Below are 22588 nucleotides of genomic sequence, written 5' to 3'. Positions count from 1 at the left end.
CATCCCGGGGGAGGGAGGGAGGGAGCAGGTGGGCAGTGGGCCGTGAAAAAGAGCGGGGTTTCCCCCGGGACCTCTGGTGCGGGAACTTGGGACGGGGGGGGACATTTCCCCCCGTTCCCCCCCGCGCCCCATCACCCCCGTGATTCCCCCGTGGTCCCCCGCACTCCTCCTGACGCGCGGGACACCTTCCCGCTATGCATCCTGTGACGCACATCACTCCAGCCACAGTCGTCACCAGTACACGACGACTTTGTCGCCGCTTCTGACCTGTGCGAACAGTTGTGCGATCGCCGCCTTGTCCCGGACGTTGACGCAGCCGTGCGAGGCCCCGTAGTAGCCGCGGGCCGCGAAGTCGGCGGAGTAGTGGACCGCCTGGCCGCCGCTGAAGAACATCGCGTACGGCATCGGGGTGTCGTACAGGGTCGACCAGTGATCACGGGACTTGAAGTAGACGTGGAAGAGGCCCTCGCGGGTCGGCGTGTACTCCGAGCCGAAGCGGACCTCGACCGTCGTCAGGGTCCGGCCGTCCACCATCCAGCGCAGCGTGCGGCTCGTCTTGCTGATGCACAGCGCCCGCCCGGTCAGACAGCGCGGGTCGGGCGACGCGGCCGGCTGTCCGCCGTACGCGTACAGGTCCCACTTGCCGGGCTCCCGTGTCATGTTCAGCAGCCGGGCCCAGGTGACGCTGTCCGTCTTTCCGGTCCGCGGCAGTCCGCGCTTGCCCTGGAAGCCCCTGACCGCCTGGACGGTCAGGTCGTCGTACGTCCCCGTGGGCCCGGTGAAGAGCCACGCGATCTGCCGCAGCCGCGCCTGCAGCTCCCGTACGTCCAGCCCCTCGTCCCCCTTGGCCCAGAGCACCGTGGGGGCGACGGTGGGGGTGGGGGAGGGGGACGCCCTGGGCGGCGGGGTCTGTCCCCGGCCTCCCTTGCCGTCGCTGTCACCGTCACGGTCGCCGCCGGTGTTCCCGTCGACCGTGCCACCGCCGGCGGCCTCGTCGGCGCCCCGCTTCGGTGTGCCGCTCGGTGTGCCCGTCACGTCGACGCGTACGGGCCCGCGCTGGTCACCGTGCACCTCGATCCCCGTGGCCGTGCAGGCGCCGGCCAGGGCGAGTGCCGCGAGCGCGGCCATCGATCTCCGCATGTCCTTGGTACGCATCGAGGCCCCCGTCGTCTCATGATCGGCCGCGTCCGGTCACTCTCCCGGACAGGTTTCCCGGACGTGACCCGCCGCGAACAAACGGGCATGGTTGTGAGCAAGGTCCCAGCCGGGCCCACCCCACCGGGTGCTGACGCGCCGCTACAGTCCGTCGCGGGGATCAGTACTGGTGAGTAACAAGCGAGTGTCCGAACCGGCGACAAGACGGAGGCACACACCATGGCGCGCGAGTCGGAGTCCGGACTGCCCATCGAGCCGGTGTACGGGCCGGAGGCGCTGCGGGACTGGGATCCGGCGGACCGTCTCGGCGAACCGGGCGCCTACCCCTACACCCGTGGTGTCTACCCGTCGATGTACACCGGGCGGCCCTGGACGATGCGTCAGTACGCGGGGTTCGGCACGGCGGTGGAGTCCAACGCGCGCTACCGGCAGCTGATCGCCAACGGCACGACGGGGCTGTCGGTCGCCTTCGACCTGCCCACCCAGATGGGCCACGACTCCGACGCCCCGATCGCGCACGGCGAGGTCGGCAAGGTGGGCGTGGCGATCGACTCGGTCGAGGACATGCGGGTGCTGTTCGACGGCATCCCGCTGGACGAGGTCTCGACGTCGATGACGATCAACGCGCCCGCCGCCCTGTTGCTGCTGATGTACCAGCTGGTCGGCGAGGAGCAGGGGGTGCCGGCCGAGCGGCTCACGGGAACGATCCAGAACGACGTGCTGAAGGAGTACATCGCGCGCGGGACGTACATCTTCCCGCCCAAGCCCTCCCTGCGCCTGATCGCGGACATCTTCCAGTACTGCAGGGCAGAGATCCCGAAGTGGAACACCATCTCGATCTCCGGCTACCACATGGCCGAGGCGGGCGCCTCTCCCGCACAGGAGATCGCGTTCACCCTGGCCGACGGCATCGAGTACGTGCGCACGGCGGTGGCGGCGGGGATGGACGTCGACGACTTCGCCCCCCGTCTCTCGTTCTTCTTCGTCGCCCGCACGACGATCCTGGAGGAGGTCGCCAAGTTCCGCGCGGCGCGCAGGATCTGGGCCCGGGTGATGCGGGAGGAGTTCGGTGCGCGGAACCCCAAGTCCCTGATGCTCCGCTTCCACACCCAGACGGCCGGGGTGCAGCTGACGGCCCAGCAGCCGGAGGTCAACCTCGTCCGCGTGGCCGTCCAGGGCCTCGCGGCCGTGCTGGGCGGCACCCAGTCCCTGCACACCAACTCCTTCGACGAGGCGATCGCCCTCCCGACCGACAAGAGCGCCCGCCTCGCCCTGCGTACGCAGCAGGTTCTGGCCTACGAGACGGACGTGACGGCCACGGTGGACCCGTTCGCGGGTTCGTACGTCGTCGAGACGATGACCGACGACGTGGAGGCGGCGGCCGTCGGACTGATGCGGAAGGTCGAGGAGCTGGGCGGCGCGGTCGCCGCCATCGAGCAGGGCTTCCAGAAGGGCGAGATCGAACGCTCCGCCTACCGGATCGCGCAGGAGACCGACTCCGGCGAACGGGTCGTGGTCGGCGTCAACCGGTTCCAGCTCGACGCGGAGGAGCCCTACGAGCCGCTGCGGGTGGACCCCGCCATCGAGGCCCAGCAGGCGGAGCGGCTGGCGAAGCTGCGTGCGGAGCGGGACCGGGCGGCCGTCGACGCCGCCCTCGCCGCCCTGAAGAAGGCCGCCGAGGGCGAGGACAACGTCCTCTATCCGATGCGGGAGGCCCTCAAGGCCCGTGCCACCGTCGGAGAGGTGTGCAACGCGCTGCGGGAGGTCTGGGGCACGTACGTCCCCAGCGACGCGTTCTGACCGGTATCGCCTGAGCCGGGTGTCATACCCCCGTGCGACACTCCTGTGCATGTTCGGTGTCACTGACCTTCCCACCTATCTGGCGGGACTCGTCCTGATCGTCCTCCTGCCCGGCCCCAACTCCCTCTACGTGCTGTCCGTGGCGGCCCGGCGCGGGATACGGACCGGGTACCGGGCCGCTGCCGGGGTGTGGGTCGGCGACGCCGTGCTGATGACCCTGTCGGCGGCGGGGGTGGCCTCGCTGCTGCAGGCCAACGCCGTGCTGTTCGGCATCGTGAAGTACGCGGGCGCCGGATATCTGTCCTGGCTGGCGGTGGGGATGCTGCGGGCCGCGTGGGGGATGTGGCGCGGCCGCCACGAGCGGTCGGCCGAGGGGGCGGGGGCCGAGGCCGGCGAGGGGGAACGGCCGTTCCGGCGGGCCCTGGTCACCAGTCTGCTCAACCCCAAGGCGATCCTGTTCTTCGTCGCCTTCTTCGTGCAGTTCGTGGATCCCGCGTACGCCTACCCGGCCCTCTCCTTCGTCGTGCTCGGCGCGCTCGCGCAGATCGCCAGCTTCCTCTATCTGAGCGCGCTGATATTCAGCGGCACCAGGCTGGCCGCCACCTTCCGCCGGCGCAGGGCGCTGTCGGCGGGTGCCACCTCGGCGGCGGGGGCGATGTTCCTCGGGTTCGCGGTCAAGCTGTCGCTGGCGAGCAGCGCCTAGGCAGGACGTGCCGCGCCGCCCTGGGTGAGACCCGCCGCGGCCGCGTACGCGGTGAGGCCGGCCGGGGTCTCGCCCGCCCAGCCGACATGGCCGTCGGGGCGGACGAGGAAGACGCCGGTGCCGTAGGGCTCGTAGGGCGGGATGTGGACCCGGCGTACGTTCTGCAGCGGTGGCAGCTCCGCCGGGGTGTCCGCGCCGACGGTGAGCAGGGTCCAGTGCGGGCCGCGGAAGGTGTCGAAGAGGCGTGTGCCGCCGCGCCGGCCGTCGGGGGCGCGGTCACCGGCACGCAGGGCGTCCGGGGGCAGGTTCTCGCGGGTGTCGACGCTGAGGGAGGCGCCCCGGTAGCCGAGGTCCAGCTGCTGGGTGGCCCGGCCCCGGCGCTGCTCGCCCCGGTGCACCCGGGTGGAGAGGCCGAGCATGGCCGCGGCCACCGGGCGCCGCTCCTCCTCGTACGTGTCCAGCAGGGCGTCCCGTGCCGCGCCGTGTACCACCGCGCCCAGCTTCCAGCCCAGGTTGTACGCGTCCTGGACGCTGGTGTTGAGGCCCTGGCCCCCGGCGGGCGAGTGCACGTGCGCGGCGTCCCCGGCGAGGAACACGCGCCCCTCGCGGAAGCGGTCGGCGAGAGCTGCCCGCGGCCGGAAGTCCGAGGACCAGCCGACCTCGGTCACGTCCTCGGGGGTGAGGTGGGAGCGGGCGGCGACGAGTGTGCGGATGCCGTCCAGGGAGAGATCGACCGCTGTGCCGGGGTCCGGGAAGTCGGCGGCGAGCTGGAAGTCCTCGGTGCCCGGGAGCGGGCAGAGCGCCATGAAGCCGTGCTCGCCGGACGGTGGGAACAGGTGCCAGTTGTCGCGGTCGAGCGCCGGGACGCGGATGTCGGCGACCAGGGTCGGGCTCGGGTCGACGGTCTCGCCGGTCATCCCGATGCCGAGGAGGCGCCGCACGGTGGAGCGGCCCCCGTCGGCGGCCACGGCGTAGCGGGCGCGGACCTCGGGGCCGGTGGTGAAGGAGGCGGTCACGCCGTCCGTGTCCTGGGCCAGTCCCGCCAGTTCGCGGCCGAAGGTGACGTCGCCGCCAAGCTCCCGCAGGCGGGACAGCAGGATCCGCTGCGTCCGCCACTGGGGGATCAGCCACGGGCCCTGGTACGGCTCGGCCTCCGTCGGCTCCGCCACGTCGAACATCCGGTGCTCGCCCTGTCGGCTGCCCTCGCTCCAGACCATGCCGACGGGGGCGGGGGCGCCGGCGGCGCGGACCGCGTCGAGCACACCGAGGTCGCCGAGGACCTCCAGGGTGCGGGGCTGCATCCCCTTGCCTCGTGAGCCGGGGAACAGTGCGTCGGCCCGCTCCACGAGCAGGGCGCCGACGCCGCGCCGGGCCAGGTCGACGGCGAGGGCGAGGCCGGTGGGGCCGGCGCCGACGATCAGGACGTCCGTCGTGTGCGGGGTGGGGGCATGGGTGATTCCGCTCATGCGCTCCGGTCTCCTTAACGCTGTTAAGTGGCTGTGGGCAGCAGCATGCGCTTAACGCCGTTAAGCTGTCAACGTGGTTCCCAGGAAATCCCCGAAGCTGGACAAGGCACAGGTCGCCGAGGCGGCCCTGCGGCTGCTGAACGAGGTCGGTCTGGAAGGGCTGAGTCTCCGGCTGATCGCCAAGGAGCTGGACGTCCAGGCGCCCGCGCTCTACTGGCACTTCAAGAACAAGCAGGACCTGCTCGACGAGATGGCGACCGAGATGGTCCGCCGCATGGCGGCGGACTGGGCCGGGATGCCGTCTGGGCCGGACGACGGCGTCGACTGGCAGGAGGCCCTGCGGGCGCGGATGCGGGGGCTGCGCGAGCATCTGCTGCGGTACCGCGACGGCGCGAAGGTGTACAGCGGGACGCGCTTCACGGATCTGTCGTACGCGGAGCCGATGGAGGCGAATCTGCGCGTGCTGACGGCCGCGGGTTTCTCACCGGCGGGGGCCGCGCGGGCCTGGTTCACGGCGTACAGCTACACGATCGGGTACGTCATCGAGGAGCAGTCGATGGGGGTGGATCCGGCCGGGGGCGGCGAAGGGTACGACCTTGCCGCACGCGCCGAGCGGTTGGCGGGATATCCGCTGGCCGTGGAGGCGGGCTGGGAGATGTTCCGGGACCACGAGCGGGGGTTCGAGGTGGGGCTGGCGGCGGTGGTGGCGGGGATCTCCGTGGCGCTGCGGGGGGACGGGGGACCGGAGCGCTGAGGGCGCGGCGGGCGCCGTGCCGAGAGGGGACGTGGGACCGGGACGCTGGGGGCGTGCGAGCGCCGCCCCGAGGGGGACGAGGGCCCGGGACGCTGAGGGCGGCGGTGAGCGCCGCGCCGAGGGGGGCGGGCGGGGTTCGTGGGCGGCTGACGGCCGAGTACGGTCTCTCGCGCAGTTCCCCGCGCCCCTGAGCGACGCGGCTGCTGGCGGGGCGTGGCCTTCGGCGGGTGCGGCTCCGGGCGAGGCGCTGCCCCTGACAGAGCCGGCAACGGCTGACTTCCCGCTCCACCGGACGTCACCTCACCGGCTCGCCGACCTCGCACGGGGCGCTGTCCGACCTCGCACGGGGCGCTCTCCGACCTCGCACGGGGCGCTCTCCGACCTCGCACGGGGCGCTCTCCGACCTCGCACGGGGCGCTCTCCGACCTCGCACGGGGCGCTGTCCGACCGCAGCTCGCCGTTCTCCTCAGGCCGTTCGCCGCCTTGCCGCCCTCGCCCTTCTGATCGTCCTCGTCAGCAGTGGTGGCAGGAGGTCCAGGGCGAGTTCGCGGGCGGGGTTCCGGGGTGGGCGGGGGCGGGCCGGGGGCTGGAGGGCCGGCGTCGGGGGGCCGGGGGGTGTCCAGTGGCGGGACTTCGGGAAGGCCGGGGCCTTCATGCCCTTGGACTTGAGGCGGATGATGCGGTGGCCGGCCGCCCGCTGGTTGCTGAGGTGGCAGTCGTTCCGTCGCGCGACCATGTCCAGGAGGGCCTCCTGGACGGGCTCCGGGTCGCCCCACGTGCCGTAGAGCTTCTGCGTGCTGAGGCAGACCGGGTTGAGGCCCCGGTTGAGGACGGCCTCCCACACGGCGACGGAGACCCCGGGGGTGTGTTCCGAGCGGAAGTCGTCGAGGACGACCAGGCCGCCGGGGCGGAGGACGTCCCGCGCGGCGGTGATGTCGCTCTCGACGTGCTCGTACAGGTGCGAGGCGTCGATGTGCACGAAACGGCAGGAGTCCGGCTCGACCTCGCCGGGGACGATCGAGCTGGGGCCCTGCAGGACGCGGGGCAGCTCGTCGTGGAAGGAGAGGTAGTTCGCCTCGAAGGCCCGGCGGGTGAGCGTACTGCGGTACGACCTGGTGGCCTCCGCCGCGTTGGCGTCGTCCGGTGCGTCGCTCTCGAAGAGGTCGCAGACCGTGTAGGACTCGCCCTCCTGAAGGTGCCGGCCGAGGAAGACGGCGCTCTTGCCCATGTAGACGCCGACCTCCAGAAGATCGCCTTTCTCGCCCGCGTCCTCCTGCCGGTCCAGAAGCCAGTCGAAAAGCATTTGGTCGAGCACCGGAAACCAGCCGGGAACGTCGTCGAGTTCACGGGGGAGCCGGATCGTGCCATGTTCAGAGGTCGTTCCAGAGATCGTTCCAGAGGTCGTTCCAAGGGCCGTTTCGGGAGTCGTTTCAGAGGCCATGAGGACAGAAGACTCTCTCGCGTCGACTAGGTGAACGGACGAACAGGCGAACGGGTGAACCGCCACGGACCGTGCGTTGGCTGTGGACCGTTCAAGGATGCTGCGGAGCCTTACCGGAAAGGCCGGGCGGAATCCTCGGTCCGGATGAACAGTCGGCCAATTCCAGGTTCAGGGACGGTTCAGCCGCGGCGTCCCCCGAGTGAATCGCGCAGCCAGGGCTGCAGCGGACGTTCGACCCAGCGGTGCAGCAGCCAGGCGAGCGCCAGCATCAGCGCCACGGTGAGGGCGACGGTCACCGACGACGGAACGCCCAGCCTCTGGTGCAGCACCCGGATCACGGGCCAGCCCAGGTGCTCGTGCACCAGATAGAACGGGTACGTCAGGGCGCCCGCGGTGGCCATCCAGGGCCGGTCGACGCGCCGCAGGAGACCCAGCGCGACCGCCGCCACGGCCACGAAGCCGGCGCCGACGGCGACGGCGATGCCCAACTGGGAGCGGTAGGAGAAGAACTCCGGGTCCGGGGCGTGCCACATGTCCTCGACCGTCCGGTACTGGCTCAGCAGCAGGCTGAACACCACGATCAGCCAGGCCGCGGTGTCCCGGCGGTCGCGATGGACCAGATACAGACCCAGACCGCCGATGAACAGCGACGCGTACTGCGGCATCAGGACGACGTCCAGCAGCGGCTCCTTCGCGGCCGTGGCCAGCACCGAGGCCAGCGTCCAGCCGCCGCAGAACCACAGGACCCGTCCGCGGGTCACTCCGGGCACCACCACGCACAGCGCGAACAGGACGTAGAAGCGGACCTCCGCCCACAGGGTCCAGCACACGCCCAGGACCCGGTCGGCGCCGAGCGGCATCTGCAGCATCGTGAGGTTGACCAGGAACTCGCTGAAGGACACCCGCGCGAAGCCGATGCCGGGGAGGGCGAAGACGGCCGCGACCAGGATCACCGCCGCCCAGTACGCCGGCAGCAGACGGGCCGCGCGGGAGGCCAGGAACGACGGGAGCGAACGCCCCCAGCCGCTCGCGCAGATCACGAACCCGCTGATCACGAAGAACGCCTGGACCCCGGCCCAGCCGTACGCGAACCAGCCGTGGGCGGTGGGGAACTGCACGGCTGGCGAGGCCCCCCACGCCTTCCCGATCTCCCCGTCGCGCCCACCGTAATGATAGGCGGCGACGGCGAGAGCGGCGACCAACCGCAGCCCGTCGAGCGCGTACAGCCGGGGCCGGGTCTCGCCCGGACCCCGGCCGGGGCCCGGGGAACTGCGCGACCGGCCCCCGTCCACCCGCACCGAGGGCTCGACGCGGTCATCCGTCTTCGTCGAGGAAGTCACCCCGAGACTCATCCCAGTGCCGCTCGCTTGAGGGACCGGGCCCGTCGCGCGACTCTTCGCACGGTGGCGTTGCGCGGGATGAACGCGAGCTGGACGGGGATGCCACCGGGCAGCCCCAGCGAGGTCAGCCGACGCCGCTTGAAGTACCGCAGGGTGCGCGCGTCCAGATGCCTCGTCAGATACGCCTCGGTCTCGCCGCGCAGCGAGGGATGGATCTTCGGCTGCATCGCGAAGCCGACCGCGCGGACCAGGCCGTCGAGGTCGGCGACCGCCGTGCCCGGCCGCTGCGAGGCGACCGCGTCCCGGTCGCCCAGCTCCGGCAGCAGCGCGTCCACGATCGTGACGGGCACCCGGTTGCTGTTCTCGTACGGGGCGAGCCGGTCCAGCAGCGTGCCGGTGCCGACGCGGGCGACCGACAGGCCGTACAGCGCGGAGGCGGTGAGCAGGGCAGTGGAGAAGCAGCCGACGACGAGGGCCGGACGCATCCGCTGGTAGAGCACCTCGGCGAGGACCGGCGTGTCCAGCACGGTCAGGTCGGCGCCGAGCCGCTCCGCCTCCTTCTCCAGACCGCGCGACCAGCGGGCGGGGGCGCTGGGGTGCGGCTTGAACACGACCTTGGTGTGTCCGAGCGCGACCGCGCCCGCGAGCATCCGCACGTGGAGGTTCTCCTCCTCCTCGGCCGTGAGGATGCCGAGCGCGGAGAGGTACTGGCCGAGCAGCAGCGCGGGCTCCTCGACGGCGGGCAGCTCGTCACCGGTGTCGACGAGTTCCGCCAGCACCTTCACGAAGGCGTCCGTCGGCACGATCTCCGGCTCGACCCCGAACTCGGTGAGCAGCAGGGGCTTGAGGTCCGGGACGAGGTCCAGGTGGAGGAGGCGGTCGATGCGGGTGCCGACCAGCGAGTCGATCTTGTTGCGGGTGGGGCCGTAGCTCATCAGGCCGTCCGCGTACACGGTCACGGGGGCGCCGGTGAAGATCTGGGTGAAACCGAGCGCCGGGTGCACCTGGATGGACTCCACGGCCAGCTCGACGTCGTCGTCCCCCAGGTTCCACAGGAGCCGCAGATGCCGTTCCCACAGCGGTACGTCGTCCTGGCGCGGGGACCAGCCGCCGGGGTGGAAGGGGGAGATGGTCTCGTTCCAGGAGATCACCTCGTCGAAGCGGGTGCTCAGCCGCTCGAAGCCGGGCATCTCGTCCAGGCCGGGGGCCGTCTCCGGCGTCGCCGCGTTGTTGGAGATCAGCAGGATGCGCCGGGCGGCGGGGCGGAAGCACTCGGTGTCCAGGGCGGCGGCCAGCGTGGCCGTTCCGTACAGCGTGGACGCCATGAAGATCTGCGTGGTCATGCGGCGGCCCCCGTGGCGGCGGGACGGCGGCGCAGCCGGCGCAGCCGGGTGGCGCGCTGGACGTCCATGGAGTCGAGCGCCTCGTCGAGCACGTCCTGCGGCATGCGGCGCAGCGCGACGGCGCTCATGGACTTCAGTTTCCGTGCCACCGTCGGCTCGAACCTTTCGATGGATCCCAAGTGGTGGGAGATGATCGCGCAATAGGTGCGCACGGCCTTGGGGAGCAGTCTGTCGGCGTCCCGGTCCTTCGCTGTTTCCGCGATGACCTGGTCGAACGCGCGAATGAAATCCAGCTGCCGTACGTCGCCGATCTGGGTCAGGGAGGACGCCACACCGCGTCGGTAGAAGACCCCCAGCAGCCCCACCGTGGCGAAGGACTCGGCCTCCCGGTGGAGCTTCCAGATCCACGGCCGGTCCTCGGCCGTGCGCAGCCCGTGGGTGAAGTGCAGTACGCCCTTGTCGACCAGCCGGCGGTGGTAGATGCCCGCCCAGGCGAACGCGTAGTCGACGGAGGTGGAGCGGTCGGCGGGCAGGATCGCGTCCCGCGGGTTCATCACCACGCCCCGGCGCCCGTTGGGCACCCGGTGGACGGAGCGGGCCCGCCCGGTGCACTGGACATGGTCCGTGCGCACGAAGTCGCAGCCCAGGTCCTCGATGGCGGCCAGCAGCCGGGGGAAGTAGCCGGGGGCGAGCCAGTCGTCCCCGTCCAGGAATGTCAGGTACTCGCCGCGGGCGTTGTCGATGCCCGTGTTGCGCGCGGTCGCCAGTCCTCCGTTCTGTTCGTGTCTGACATGCACCGCCCCCGGCAACTCGCGCTCCGCGCGCGCGAGAATGTCCGGTGTCTCGTCGCGCGAGCAGTCGTCGACGAGAATGAATTCGAAGTCCTCACGAGCATTTGCTCCGAGGCTCTTCAGGGTGTCGGGCGCGTATTGCTGCACGTTGTAGAACGGCACGATGACGGAGAGCTTGACCACCCCCGTGACGTTAGGGGGCCCTCCGACATTCGTCTTGACCACCCGCTTGATGTCAGGTGAACGACGCGTGGCGGAACCGTGAACCAGGTGCATTCCGCTGCCGTTCGCGTCCCGATTCGCCGTTCGGCGATGTGCTGTTAACCCTTTGTTGCATTCGGGTTGGGCCGTTCAACGGAATCGCTTCCTAGCGTCTTCGATGTGCCAGCAAGTGCTACGAACACCCTGCGAGTCGCCGTACTCGCGGATTCCGACACCCGGTGGAAATGGGGCGCGCTCACCGCGCACCGGCTCGCTCCGGAGGCGTCGGAGGTCCGCCTGGACGGCTTCCTCCTGCGCGGCCGGGCCACTCCCACGGCCCGTCAGCTGCAGGAGGTCGGCGTCCGCTCCGACTCCCTGCGCGAGGTGACCGGCCTCGAATTCCTGCGCGCCATGAAGGAGGCCGCGTACGACATCGTCCTGCTCTCCCTCGTCGGCGGGGGCGTCCAGGCGATGCTGCACGGCCTGCGCCGGGCCTGGGACGGGCGTACGAAGCGGCCGGTGGTCGTCACCGGTTACGTCGGCGTCGTCTACGAGAAGCTCGCCGACGGTCTGCTGCTGCGGCACGGAGCGGACCTCGTCCTCGCCAACTCCCGCCAGGACGCGGACCGGTTCAGGGCGGTGTACGAAGGTGTGGGCGCCGACGCCTCCTCGGTCACCGAGGTCGCGCTGCCCTTCCTGGGCGGCAGACCCCACACGGGCCCCGAGGACCCGTCCGCGGAACAGGGGCGCGGGCCCTACACGGTCGTCTTCGCCGTACAGCCGTCCGTCCCGGACAACCGCAGGGACCGTACGTACCTGCTGAACCGTCTGATCGGGCACGCCAGGCTGCACCCCGACCGTGAGGTGCTGCTGAAGCTGCGCTCCAAGCCGGGCGAGCACACCACGCACATCGAGGAGCTGCCCTACCAGAAGCTGGCGGAGAAGCTGCCCGGCGGCCTGCCGGCCAACTTCCGCCTCGCCTACGGGAACATGGGCGAGGTCCTCGACACCACCGACCTGCTGGTCACCGTCAGCTCCACGGCCGCCCTGGAGTCGCTGCACCGCCGGATCCCCACCGTCGTCCTCACCGACCTCGGCATCCGCGAGACCCTCGGCAACCACCACTTCGTCGGCTCCGGCTGCCTCGCCTCCTGGGACCAGCTGGACGCCGGGTACGAGCCGGCGCCGGACCCGCGGTGGGTGGCCCGGCAGGGCGTGATGGCCGGGGGCACCTCCGGCACGAACTCCGGGGCAGGCTCGTACGCCACCGCCTTCGACGCGGCCCGCGCCCGCGTCGCGAAGCTGGTCGCCACGCCCGAACTGCCGCCGCTCGCGCCGTACTACACGCCCTTCACCGCGCCCGGCTACCTCCCCGGCATCCTCGCCCGCCACCACCTCGGCCCGGACGGCGCACCGCTGCCCGGGTCACCCGCCGCCGACCGGCAGGCCGGGCCCGTACGGCAGATCGTGCGCCGGGCGGCGCGCGGCGCCTACCGCCACGGGGTGCAGCGCGTGGCGCCCGTCATCCGCCGGATGGGGGAGCTGTGAGCCGCCACCTGTCCACTGCGCAAGGAGTACAGCCCATGCCCCACCCGGAAGCGGACCGAGCGGCCACCGCCCGCCGCGTCCTCGCCGTGATCCCCGCGCGCGGCGGCTCCAAGGGCGTCCCCGCGAAGAACCTCGCCCCCGTCGGCGGTGTGCCGCTGGTGACCCGCGCGGTCCGCGAGTGCCTCGCCGCCGGGCTGGTGACCCACGTCGTCGTCTCCACCGACGACCACGCCATCGCCGCCGCCGCCCGCGAGTCCGGCGCCGAGGTCGTGCTCCGCCCCGCCGCGATCGCCGGCGACACCGCCACCTCCGAGGCGGCCGTCCTGCACGCCCTGGACGCCCACGAGGCCCTCCACGGCGCCACGGTCGACGTCGTCCTCCTCGTCCAGTGCACCAGCCCGTTCATCCTCCGCGAGGACATCGACGGCGTGGCCCGCGCCCTCGTCGAGCACGGCGCGGACACCGCGCTCACCGTCGCCCCGTTCCACGGCTTCGTCTGGCGCGACACGACGGACGAGTCCGCGGACGGCCCGACCGGCGCGGCGCCCGGAACCCTCGGCGCCACCCCGACCGGCGGCCACGCCCGGGCGGCACACGGGACCGAGGACCTCGCCGGGAGCCCGGCCGGAGGCCACGGCGTCAACCACGACAAGTCCTTCCGCCCCCGCCGCCAGGACCGCCCGCAGGACCTGCTGGAGACCGGCGCCGCCTACGCCATGGACGCGGCCGGGCTGCGCAAGTACCAGCACCGCTTCTTCGGCCGGACGGAACTCGTGCGCACCGACCCCGCACGGGTCCTGGAGATCGACGACCCGCACGACCTCGCCCGCGCCCAGGCCCTCGCGCCCCTGTTCGACGCGAACCGGCCCGGCGCCCTCCCCACCCACGACGACATCGACGCCGTGGTCCTCGACTTCGACGGCACCCAGACCGACGACCGGGTGCTGATCGACTCCGACGGACGGGAGTTCGTCTCCGTGCACCGCGGCGACGGACTCGGCATCGCGGCCCTTCGCAGGAGCGGCCTGCAGATGCTGATCCTGTCCTCGGAACAGAACCCGGTCGTCGCCGCCCGGGCCCGGAAGCTCAAGCTCCCGGTCCTGCACGGCATCGACCGGAAAGACCTCGCACTGAAGCAGTGGTGCGAGGAGCAGGGCATCGCGCCGGAGCGCGTGCTCTACGTCGGCAACGACGTCAACGACCTCCCGTGCTTCGCCCTCGTGGGCTGGCCCGTGGCGGTCGGCAGCGCCCACGACGTCGTACGCGGCGCCGCACGCGCGGTCACCACCGTCCCCGGCGGTGAAGGCGCGATCCGGGAGATCGCCGGCTGGATCCTCGGCCCCTCCCTCGACTCTCTCGACTCCCTCACCAGTTAGGAAATCCTCCGTCATGAGCACCAACTCCCGTCTGCGCACCTTCGGTTCGAAGACCGCCGGCCCCGGCCACCCCGTCTACGTCGTCGGCGAGATCGGCATCAACCACAACGGTGAGCTGGAGAACGCCTTCAAGCTGATCGACGCCGCCGCCGAGGCCGGCTGCGACGCGGTCAAGTTCCAGAAGCGCACCCCCGAGATCTGCACCCCCCGCGACCAGTGGGACATCGAGCGGGACACCCCCTGGGGCCGCATGACCTACATCGACTACCGCCACCGCGTGGAGTTCGGTGAGGACGAGTACCGCCAGATCGACGAGTACTCCAAGGAGAAGGGCATCGACTGGTTCGCCTCCCCGTGGGACACCGAGGCCGTCGCCTTCCTGGAGAAGTTCGACGTCCCCGCCCACAAGGTGGCCTCCGCCTCCCTCACCGACGACGAGCTGCTGCGCGCCCTGCGCTCCACCAACCGCACGGTCGTCCTCTCCACCGGCATGTCGACCCCGCGGCAGATCCGCCACGCCGTCGAGGTCCTCGGCTCGGACAACATCCTTCTCTGCCACGCCACGTCGACGTACCCGGCGAAGGCGGAGGAGCTGAACCTCCGCGTCATCAACACCCTCCAGGCCGAGTACCCGAACGTCCCGATCGGCTACTCCGGCCACGAGACGGGCCTGCAGACCACACTGGCCGCCGTCGCCCTCGGCGCCACCTTCGTCGAGCGCCACATCACCCTCGACCGCGCGATGTGGGGCTCCGACCAGGCCGCCTCCGTCGAGCCGGGCGGCCTCACCCGCCTCGTCCGCGACATCCGCACCATCGAGGCATCCCTCGGCGACGGCGTCAAGAAGGTCTACGACTCCGAGCTGGGCCCCATGAAGAAGCTGCGCCGTGTCTCCGGCGTCGTCGCCGAGGCGGAGATCGCGGCGGCGGCGGGCGAGCCGGTCGCGGTCTGAGCCTCCCTCCATCCCTGACCACGGGTCTCCCTCACTACGGGACGGTCGTACGTCGATGAGCCCCCGCGCCGGAACCGCCGGCCCCCGCACTCTCGCCTTCGTCGAGAGCCCGGTACAGCTGCTCAACGTGCTGGAGTGGGCGCACGCCCACGCCCTCGGCACACCCGAGGACCCCGGCGCGGGGCCCTTCCGAAGGGGCGGCGCGGGACTCACCCTCGTGGTGCTGTCGCCCAACGACCCCATGACCCGCGGCCAGCTGCGCCGGATGGCGGAGCTGGCCCGGGACGAGGGCCACCACGTGCGCTGGGAGGAGGCGCGCGGCGGCACCGCCGCCCCCTTCCGCACCATCGGCGGCCTCGCCCCGCTGCTGCGCGCCGCGAGCCGCATCGTCCTGGGGGACCCCTTCTCCCGGTACGTGCAGCTCCTGTTGACCATCACCCGGGCCCGGGACGTCGTCGTCGTCGACGACGGCACCGCGACCATGGAGTTCGTCTCCCAGCTGGCCCGGGGCGAACGCCTCGTGCGCTGGCACCGCAAGGGCGGCCGCCCCGGCCCCCGCGACCTGATCTTCGCCCCGGTCTCCTCCAAGGCCCGCAAACGCCTCACCCCGAGCGCCGGCAGACGCGTCGAGGTCTTCTCCTCCATGCCGATCGACGAGGCCCCCGAGGGCGTCTTCGTCACCGCCAACGACTTCGCCTGGACCCGGGCCCGCTTCGGCCCGCCCCGCATCACCAAGGGTGCCGACCTCGTGGGCACGTCCCTCGTGGAGACCGGCGTGGTGGACGGCGAGCGCTACCTCGAAGCCGTCCGCTCCCTCGCCAGGACCCACGGCGCCACCCGCTACTTCGCCCACCGCCGCGAGAGCGCCGAGAAACTCCACACCCTCGCCGCGGAGACGGGCCTGGAGATCGTCCGCCCCGACCTCCCCCTCGAACTCATCGCCCGCCGGGGCCCGATCGGCCGGACGATCCTCAGCTTCCCCTCGACCGTGGTCCACACCCTGCCGCTCGCGCTCGCCGGCACGGACGTACGCGTGGCGGTCTGCGACATCGACCCGAGCTGGCTGACGGAGAACGCCTCCCCGCGCGCCCAGGGCTTCCTGTCCGGGGTCACGGGCACGGCTCGGGACGTCCACCGGCTGTCGTCGGTGGTTCCGGTCTGACCCGCCCCCCGGCACCCCCGGCCCGAGTGCCCTGAACCGTGTTCGCTCCGGGGGTATCCGGAGCCGTCGCTTCCCCGGCCGGTCCGCGCCTATCGTGCGGCGTGGCTGGGGAAGGCGAAGTGCCTTCCCCGAAGGGGGAGTGGTGACGACACACGGCGAACGCGCGCGGCTCGCACCCACAGCGGACGGACACAGGGTCACCCCCGCCGAACTCTTCTTCGATCTCGTGTTCGTCTACGCCATCACCCAGGTCACGGCCCTGATGGCCGCCGATCCCACCGCCCTGAGCCTGCTCGGCGGCATGGTCGTCCTCGCCCTTCTGTGGTGGTGCTGGTGCTGCTTCGCCTGGCTCGGCAACGTCGTACGCGCCGACTCGGGCGCCATGTCCGGAGTGCTGGTGGCGGTGATGACGGTCGTCCTGATCGTCTCCCTGACGGTCCCCAAGGTGTACGAGGACGACCCGGGCGGCCTGTACGCCCCCTTGCTGTTCGTGGCCTGCTACGGCGCCGTCCGCGTCCTGCACCTGGTGACCTACTGGCTCTCCGCCCCCGACGACGCGGCCCTGCACGCCACCCTCCGCCGTACGGCCCTGCTGTCGGTCCTCCCGCCCCTCACCCTGCTGCTCCTGGGTACGGCCTTCGACGGCGTGACCAGGATCCTGATCTGGCTGGCCGCGGTGATCATCGACTACGCGGGCATCTTCGTCACCGGCCGGTCGGGGTGGCGCGTGGCGTCCCCCGCCCACTTCTCCGAGCGTCACGGCCTGATCGTCATCATCGCGCTGGGCGAGTCCATCGTCGCGATCGGCGTCGGGGTCACCGGCTACACGGTCACCGCCCCCGTCGTGGCCGCGGCGGCCCTCGGCCTGCTGGTCTCCGCCGCCCTCTGGCGCCTGTACTTCCACGGCGTGAGCGAGCCGGCCGAGCACCGCCTGGCCGAGCTGACCGGCGACGACCGTACGGTCCTGGCCCGCGACACGTACACCTTCCTCCACCTGCCGCTGGTGGCCGGCGTCGTCATCACCGCCCTCGGTATGAAGAAGACCCTGCACCAGGTCGCCGACACGGACCACTACGGCCTTGCCGAGCCCCTCCACGGCATGCCCGCCTGGGCCCTGGCCGGCGGCACGGGCCTGTTCCTGCTCGGCTCCGCCGCGATCCTGCTCCGCACCACGGGCCACCGCGCTCCGGCCCTGCTCACCGGAGGCACCCTCTGCCTGGCGGCAGGGCCCCTGATCGCCCTCGTCCCGGCCCTGGCAGCCCTGGCGGCCCTGACGGCGACGATCACCACGGTGCTGCTCATCCACGCCCGCGCCACCGCAGCCGACGCACGCTGACACCGAGCGCCCGGTCCGCCCGGCGGGGGCGCGAGAACGGCGCGGGCGAGCGGCCCGTGCCGACCGCCACCCGGAGGGGGCCACGCGCTCAGCCCCGCCGGCCTTCGGGGCCGTGGCCGCCGTGACCGCCGTGACCGCCGTGGTCCCCGCGATACCGCTTCGGCCCGGCGGCACCCGGTACGGCCGTGTGCCCTGCGCGGCGGGCGCGGGCTGAGGCGGGGCGGGTGGGCTGCGGAGGTGAGCCTGCTCCTGTTCGCCGGCACGGTCGCGTGCGTGCGACCCGGTGGCCGTCGAGGGCCTTGGCCGCCGTGGCCCCCGCCTTACCGCTTCGGCCCCGCGGCACCCCGTACGGCCGTGCTCCCCGCGCGGGCCGAGGTCGGGCGGGGTGGCTCCCCAGGCGGGCCGACCGACGCCGGGGCGCGCGGGCCGCGCTCGCCCCCGGCCCTGAGGGCCGTCATGGCCTCGACCACCACGGGCCACACAGGGCTGCCACCCCTGCTCGGCCCGCGCGCCCCAAGCCGGCGGCCCGGAGCCGTCGGAGCGGCGGCCGAGGCGCGGTCCGCCCCTCGCGGGCGCCCGCGGAACACCACGCACGCAGGCGCCCCGACCGATCCCCACTCGCCGGGTCGCCCGCCCGTCGACCTCGCGCCCCCCGTCACCCCAGTGATCCCTGTCACCTCCGCCACCCCCGCGCCACCCACCCGCACCCCGCGACCCCGCCCCCCCGATTCACCCCCGCAGCCGCAGGCCACCGCCCTTCCATGGCCCCGCCGCGCCGCCTTCCCGTCCGCCCTGTCGCACACAGGTCGTAGCGGAACCATCACGCGGCGGTGATGGTTCCGGGACAGTGCGGTGGGCCGGACGTGGTATCCGTGGAGTGTGGGAATCGTCCGGGCACCCCCGGACGTTTGGACGATGGGATTCGCGGGCAACCCCGGCGCTCCCTTTTCCGAGGTCAGCCCGCCCGCGAAGAGGCGGCCGGGTATACCCATCCCTGCCAATACGTATGCGTCGTGCGACCGGAAATCTTCCCCTCACGGGCTGATTTTTTGTTGATCGAGGGTGAGAAGGTCGCCCGATCGCCCTACCCTTCAGAGGGTGAACCAACTGATGTCCCGAGAGTCCGAGGCAGATCTGCCGGGGGAAGCCGAAACATCGCTCCCCGGCACGTTGCCGGAAGCCCTGCGTGCCGAACTCGTCGCCTTCCGCCGCGACTTGCACATGCACCCGGAGCTCGGCAACCAGGAGTTCCGCACGACCGCCGCGATCAAGGCCCGCCTGGAGAAGGCCGGCCTCAGCCCGCGCGTGCTCGACAGCGGCACCGGACTCATCTGTGACATCGGCGACCGGAACGGCACCGACGGCTCCGCGCTCGCCCTGCGCGCCGACATCGACGCCCTCCCCATCCCGGACACCAAGGTGGACTGCGACTACCGCTCCACCGTCCCCGACCGCGCCCACGCCTGCGGCCACGACGTGCACACCACCGTCGTCCTCGGCGCCGGCCTCGTCCTCGCCGACCTGCACCGCAGGGGGCAGCTGCCCCGCCCCGTCCGGCTGATCTTCCAGCCCGCCGAGGAGGTCCTGCCCGGCGGCGCCGCCGACGTCATCAGGACCGGCGCGCTCGACGGCGTCGGCCGGATCATCGCCGTGCACTGCGACCCGAGGGTCGACGCCGGTCTCATCGGTCTGCGTCACGGCCCCATCACCTCCGCCTGCGACCGGCTGGAGCTGTCCCTGGACGGGCCGGGCGGCCACACCGCGCGTCCCCACCTCACCACCGACCTCGTCACCGCCGCCGCCCGGGTCGTCACCGACGTCCCCGCGCTGGTCGCCCGCCGTTTCGACGCCCGCGCCGGGCTCGTCGTGACCTGGGGCCGCATCGAGTCGGGCCACGCGCCGAACGTCATCCCGCAGCACGCGGAGCTCTCCGGCACCGTCCGCTGCCTGGACATCAACGCCTGGCGGCAGGCCCCCGACCTCATCCACGAGGCGGTCCAGGAGGTCGCGGTCATGCACCGCGCCAAGCCCGAGATCAACTACATCCGGGGCGTCCCGCCGGTCGTCAACGACCCCGTCGTCACCGAACTGCTGCACGACTCGATGGTCGCCCGCCGGGGTGCCAAGTCCGTCGAGGACACCGAGCAGAGCCTCGGCGGCGAGGACTTCTCCTGGTACCTGGAGCACGTCCCCGGTGCCATGGCCCGTCTGGGTGTCCGCCGTCCGGGCGATCTCACCGTCCGCGATCTCCACCAGGGCGACTTCGACGCCGACGAGCACGCCATCACCGTGGGCGTGGAACTCTTCACCGCGGCCGCCCTCCTGGACGCCCGCATGCGCGCCCTCGACCCGGCAGCCCGGTAACCACGCTCCGGTTGCGCCCCGCCCGCCCTCGCGGCAGCCTGGTGCGCGTGTCCGTACGAGCACCGTGCGGAGCGCGCACCGTCACGCTGAAGTCGCCCCCGTACACGGAACGCGAGGGGCGGGAGAGGCCCAGTGTCCAAGAGATCCCTTTCGATCCCATGGTTCACGAGGACGTAACGGCCACCGGCACGAATGGATAACGGCCAGTCGAAACCCCGTTCCCAGGAGGGTCTACGCGCGTTAATGTGCGCCGAACTGAGCACCCGGTCGCGGGGCTTTGGAGAAGATGGGGAACTTCAAGATGCGTCGGATTTCCAAACTGACCCGCGTCGCGGTGGGGGTCGCGTCGTTGGCGCTCGCCGCCACGGCCTGTGGTGGTACCAGCAGCGAGAGCAGCAGCGGCAGCGGTGAGTCCAGCGGGGGCGAAAAGGGCCTCGCGATCGCGTACGACATCGGCGGCAAGGGCGACCAGTCCTTCAACGACGCCGCGTACGCGGGCCTGGAGAAGGCTCAGAAGGAATTCGGTTACAAGACCGAGGACATCGAGCCCACCGAGGGCGAGACGGACGCCGACAAGCAGCAGCGTCTGGAGTCCCTGGCCAAGCAGGGCTACAACCCGGTCGTCGGTGTCGGCTTCGCCTACGGCCCCGCCATGGAGGCCGCCTCCAAGAAGTTCCCGAAGACGACCTTCGGCATCGTCGACTCGGTCGTCGAGGGTGACAACGTGGCGTCCCTCGTCTTCGCCGAGCAGGAGGCCTCGTACCTCGCCGGCGTCGCGGCGGCCAAGGCCACCAAGACGAACACCGTGGGCTTCGTGGGCGGCGTGGACATCCCGCTCATCCACAAGTTCGAGGCCGGCTACAAGCAGGGCGTCGAGGACACCAGCGGCGGCAAGGTCAAGGTCCTCTCGCAGTACCTGACCCAGACGGCCGAAGAGGGCGGCTTCTCCAGCCCCGACAAGGGCAAGGCCGCCGCCGAGGGCCAGATCGAGAAGAAGGCGGACGTGCTCTACGCGGCCGCCGGCCTCTCCGGCCAGGGTGTCATCGAGGCCGCTGCCAAGGCCAAGGTCTGGGCGATCGGCGTCGACTCCGACCAGTACAACCAGGAGGCCCTGGCCCCCTACAAGGACTACATCCTCACCTCCGCCCTGAAGGACGTCGGCGGCGCGGTCTACACCCTCGCCAAGTCCGTCGAGGACGGCAAGCCGCTCACCGGTGTCCAGACCTTCGACCTGAAGGTGGACGGCGTCGGCCTCGCCGACTCCAACCCGAAGATGGCGGAGATCGCCGGCCTGACCGACGCGGTCGCCAAGGCCAAGGAAGGCATCATCGACGGCTCGATCAAGGTGAAGACCGAGTAACGGTCACGCCTCTGCGAGTGTGTTGACAGGCGGGGTGGGTGTACGTGTGTACACCCACCCCGCCTCATTTGTGCCTCCGGGTACGTGAGGGGCCCGGGGCCGCATCGATACGCGGCTCCGCCGCGTGGCCGCGACCAGCCACAACGCACCCGCAGCCGCGACTCCACCCGAACCGCCCTCCGCCACGCGCCCCCAACCCCCGAGCCACGTTGCAACACGGCCCCATAACAACGTGGTCCACCAGGCTTCACCCGAAGGGTCTACGCGCGTTACTCTGCGGCGAAAGCCATATAAGGCGCCGATGCTGTGAAGCACTACTGAGCAGTACCCCCCGGCGCTGTACGACAGGAGCACCACACATGCGCCGGGTTTCCCGCCTCGCGGTCGCAGGCGCAGCGACCGCCTCCCTCGCCCTCGCCCTCTCCGCCTGCGGCGGTACGTCGACGGACGCCTCGTCCTCCGCCGACGCCAAGGGCGACAAGGGCCTCGCGATCGCCTACGACGTCGGCGGCAAGGGCGACCAGTCCTTCAACGACGCGGCGTACGCGGGCCTGGAGAAGGCGAAGAAGGAGTTCGGGTACGACACCGAGGACATCGAGCCCACCGAGGGCGAGACGGACGCGGACAAGGAGCAGCGCCTGGCCTCCCTGGCCAAGCAGGGCTACAACCCGGTCGTCGGTGTGGGCTACGCGTACGCGACGGCCGTGAAGGCCGCGGCCGAGCAGTTCCCGGACACCACCTTCGGCATCGTGGACGACTCCACGGTCCAGCTGGACAACGTCGCGGACCTGGTCTTCTCCGAGGAGCAGGCCTCGTACCTCGCCGGTGTCGCGGCCGCGAAGGTCACCGAGACGAACACGGTCGGCTTCGTCGGCGGCGTGGACATCCCGCTGATCCACAAGTTCCAGGCGGGCTTCGAGCAGGGCGTCAAGGACACCAACCCCAAGGCGAAGGTGCTCACCCAGTACCTGACCCAGACGGCCGAGGAGGGTGGCTTCTCCAGCCCCGACAAGGGCAAGACGGCCGCCGAGGGCCAGATCGAGAAGAAGGCCGATGTCATCTACGCGGCGGCGGGTCTGTCCGGCCAGGGCGTGATCGAGGCCGCCGAGGTCGACCAGATCTGGGCGATCGGCGTCGACTCCGACCAGTACCGGCAGGAAGCCCTCGCGAAGTACAAGGACTTCATCCTGACCTCGGCGACGAAGGACGTCGCCAAGGCGGTGTACAACCTGGCGAAGTCGGTCGAGGACGGCAAGCCCGCGACCGGTATCGTCAGGGGCGATCTCAAGACCGGCGAGGTCGGCCTCGCCGACTCCAACCCGAAGTTCAAGGGCGACACCGAGCTCCAGGAGGCCATCGCCACGGCCAAGGAGAAGATCATCAGCGGCGAGATCAAGGTCAAGACCGGCTGATCAGCTGTACCACGAGCAGTCGCGCGACCCGGTGGTGTTCAGGCACCTCCGAAGTCGCCAGTAACCGCGGGGTTACGTGCGCTC

Annotated in this window: 17 protein-coding genes; 11 read left to right on the top strand and 6 right to left on the bottom strand. The window is 71.5% G+C overall.

Going from position 1 to position 22588, the window contains the following annotated elements:
* Positions 1 to 231: 231 nt before the first annotated feature.
* The gene (locus ACZ6BB_RS11960; protein WP_471615126.1) at positions 232 to 1155 is read right to left on the bottom strand and encodes a L,D-transpeptidase family protein; all 924 of its coding nucleotides are present in this window, start codon (positions 1153 to 1155) and stop codon (positions 232 to 234) included.
* 219 nt (positions 1156 to 1374) lie between these two features.
* Between ACZ6BB_RS11960 and ACZ6BB_RS11955 the strand changes: the two genes are divergently transcribed.
* Both ACZ6BB_RS11955 and leuE read left to right on the top strand, forming a co-directional pair.
* Positions 1375 to 2955 carry an acyl-CoA mutase large subunit family protein gene (locus tag ACZ6BB_RS11955; protein ID WP_471615125.1) on the top strand — a complete coding sequence of 527 codons (1581 nt, stop codon included), beginning with the start codon at positions 1375 to 1377 and terminating at the stop codon, positions 2953 to 2955.
* 49 nt (positions 2956 to 3004) lie between these two features.
* The gene (gene leuE / locus ACZ6BB_RS11950) at positions 3005 to 3658 is read left to right on the top strand and encodes a leucine efflux protein LeuE (protein WP_471615124.1); all 654 of its coding nucleotides are present in this window, start codon (positions 3005 to 3007) and stop codon (positions 3656 to 3658) included.
* Here the strand turns inward: leuE and ACZ6BB_RS11945 are convergent.
* Entirely contained in the window at positions 3655 to 5124 is a 1470-nt protein-coding gene (locus tag ACZ6BB_RS11945) for an FAD-dependent oxidoreductase (protein ID WP_471615123.1), read from the bottom strand. The two genes, leuE and ACZ6BB_RS11945, sit on opposite strands and share 4 nt — an antisense overlap.
* 73 nt (positions 5125 to 5197) lie before the next feature.
* Between ACZ6BB_RS11945 and ACZ6BB_RS11940 the strand changes: the two genes are divergently transcribed.
* Entirely contained in the window at positions 5198 to 5878 is a 681-nt protein-coding gene (locus tag ACZ6BB_RS11940; protein ID WP_471615122.1) for a TetR/AcrR family transcriptional regulator C-terminal domain-containing protein, read from the top strand.
* Between the two features lie 466 nt (positions 5879 to 6344).
* On the opposite strand, the gene ACZ6BB_RS11935 is transcribed toward ACZ6BB_RS11940, so the two are convergent.
* The 4 genes from ACZ6BB_RS11935 to ACZ6BB_RS11920 form a co-directional block, all read right to left on the bottom strand.
* Positions 6345 to 7181: a class I SAM-dependent methyltransferase gene (locus tag ACZ6BB_RS11935; RefSeq protein ID WP_471615121.1), complete on the bottom strand. Its 837-nt coding sequence runs from the start codon at positions 7179 to 7181 to the stop codon at positions 6345 to 6347.
* 317 nt (positions 7182 to 7498) lie between these two features.
* The gene (locus ACZ6BB_RS11930; RefSeq protein WP_471615120.1) at positions 7499 to 8659 is read right to left on the bottom strand and encodes an acyltransferase family protein; all 1161 of its coding nucleotides are present in this window, start codon (positions 8657 to 8659) and stop codon (positions 7499 to 7501) included.
* Between the two features lie 8 nt (positions 8660 to 8667).
* Positions 8668 to 10002 (bottom strand): alpha-2,8-polysialyltransferase family protein, encoded by a 1335-nt coding sequence (locus tag ACZ6BB_RS11925; protein ID WP_471615119.1) that lies wholly within the window; start codon positions 10000 to 10002, stop codon positions 8668 to 8670.
* Positions 9999 to 10976, bottom strand: a complete 978-nt coding sequence (locus ACZ6BB_RS11920) for a glycosyltransferase family 2 protein (RefSeq protein ID WP_471615118.1) — start codon at positions 10974 to 10976, stop codon at positions 9999 to 10001. Before ACZ6BB_RS11920 ends, ACZ6BB_RS11925 begins: the two co-directional genes overlap by 4 nt.
* A 198-nt stretch (positions 10977 to 11174) precedes the next feature.
* Here ACZ6BB_RS11920 and ACZ6BB_RS11915 point away from each other — a divergent pair, with 198 nt between their 5' ends.
* From ACZ6BB_RS11915 to ACZ6BB_RS11880, 8 genes are all read left to right on the top strand, one after another.
* Positions 11175 to 12542: a DUF6716 putative glycosyltransferase gene (locus ACZ6BB_RS11915; protein WP_471615117.1), complete on the top strand. Its 1368-nt coding sequence runs from the start codon at positions 11175 to 11177 to the stop codon at positions 12540 to 12542.
* Between the two features lie 35 nt (positions 12543 to 12577).
* Positions 12578 to 13918, top strand: a complete 1341-nt coding sequence (locus ACZ6BB_RS11910; protein ID WP_471615116.1) for a cytidylyltransferase domain-containing protein — start codon at positions 12578 to 12580, stop codon at positions 13916 to 13918.
* 13 nt (positions 13919 to 13931) lie between these two features.
* Positions 13932 to 14870, top strand: a complete 939-nt coding sequence (locus ACZ6BB_RS11905) for an N-acetylneuraminate synthase family protein (RefSeq protein WP_471615115.1) — start codon at positions 13932 to 13934, stop codon at positions 14868 to 14870.
* Positions 14871 to 14925: 55 nt separating this feature from the next.
* Positions 14926 to 16032: a hypothetical protein gene (locus ACZ6BB_RS11900; RefSeq protein WP_471615114.1), complete on the top strand. Its 1107-nt coding sequence runs from the start codon at positions 14926 to 14928 to the stop codon at positions 16030 to 16032.
* A gap of 142 nt (positions 16033 to 16174) precedes the next feature.
* The gene (locus tag ACZ6BB_RS11895; RefSeq protein ID WP_471615113.1) at positions 16175 to 17368 is read left to right on the top strand and encodes a low temperature requirement protein A; all 1194 of its coding nucleotides are present in this window, start codon (positions 16175 to 16177) and stop codon (positions 17366 to 17368) included.
* A gap of 1110 nt (positions 17369 to 18478) precedes the next feature.
* On the top strand, positions 18479 to 19732 hold the full coding sequence (locus ACZ6BB_RS11890; RefSeq protein ID WP_471615112.1) for an amidohydrolase: 1254 nt from the start codon (positions 18479 to 18481) through the stop codon (positions 19730 to 19732).
* A gap of 301 nt (positions 19733 to 20033) precedes the next feature.
* On the top strand, positions 20034 to 21092 hold the full coding sequence (locus ACZ6BB_RS11885) for a BMP family lipoprotein (protein ID WP_471615111.1): 1059 nt from the start codon (positions 20034 to 20036) through the stop codon (positions 21090 to 21092).
* Between the two features lie 359 nt (positions 21093 to 21451).
* Positions 21452 to 22504 (top strand): BMP family lipoprotein, encoded by a 1053-nt coding sequence (locus ACZ6BB_RS11880; protein WP_471615110.1) that lies wholly within the window; start codon positions 21452 to 21454, stop codon positions 22502 to 22504.
* Positions 22505 to 22588 lie beyond the last annotated feature (84 nt).

It is taken from the genome of Streptomyces sp. NPDC041108, assembly GCF_055592645.1.
Note: the sequence above shows the minus strand (reverse complement) of the source record. Positions and strands in the feature narration are given on the sequence as shown.

Coding starts and splice junctions, on each gene's coding strand:
- ACZ6BB_RS11960 (WP_471615126.1), bottom strand. CDS start 1,155: ATGCGTACCAAGGACATGCGGAGATCGATGGCCGCGCTCGCGGCACTC.
- ACZ6BB_RS11955 (WP_471615125.1), top strand. CDS start 1,375: ATGGCGCGCGAGTCGGAGTCCGGACTGCCCATCGAGCCGGTGTACGGG.
- leuE (WP_471615124.1), top strand. CDS start 3,005: ATGTTCGGTGTCACTGACCTTCCCACCTATCTGGCGGGACTCGTCCTG.
- ACZ6BB_RS11945 (WP_471615123.1), bottom strand. CDS start 5,124: ATGAGCGGAATCACCCATGCCCCCACCCCGCACACGACGGACGTCCTG.
- ACZ6BB_RS11935 (WP_471615121.1), bottom strand. CDS start 7,181: ATGCTTTTCGACTGGCTTCTGGACCGGCAGGAGGACGCGGGCGAGAAA.
- ACZ6BB_RS11925 (WP_471615119.1), bottom strand. CDS start 10,002: ATGACCACGCAGATCTTCATGGCGTCCACGCTGTACGGAACGGCCACG.
- ACZ6BB_RS11910 (WP_471615116.1), top strand. CDS start 12,578: ATGCCCCACCCGGAAGCGGACCGAGCGGCCACCGCCCGCCGCGTCCTC.
- ACZ6BB_RS11905 (WP_471615115.1), top strand. CDS start 13,932: ATGAGCACCAACTCCCGTCTGCGCACCTTCGGTTCGAAGACCGCCGGC.
- ACZ6BB_RS11900 (WP_471615114.1), top strand. CDS start 14,926: ATGAGCCCCCGCGCCGGAACCGCCGGCCCCCGCACTCTCGCCTTCGTC.
- ACZ6BB_RS11890 (WP_471615112.1), top strand. CDS start 18,479: ATGTCCCGAGAGTCCGAGGCAGATCTGCCGGGGGAAGCCGAAACATCG.
- ACZ6BB_RS11885 (WP_471615111.1), top strand. CDS start 20,034: ATGCGTCGGATTTCCAAACTGACCCGCGTCGCGGTGGGGGTCGCGTCG.
- ACZ6BB_RS11880 (WP_471615110.1), top strand. CDS start 21,452: ATGCGCCGGGTTTCCCGCCTCGCGGTCGCAGGCGCAGCGACCGCCTCC.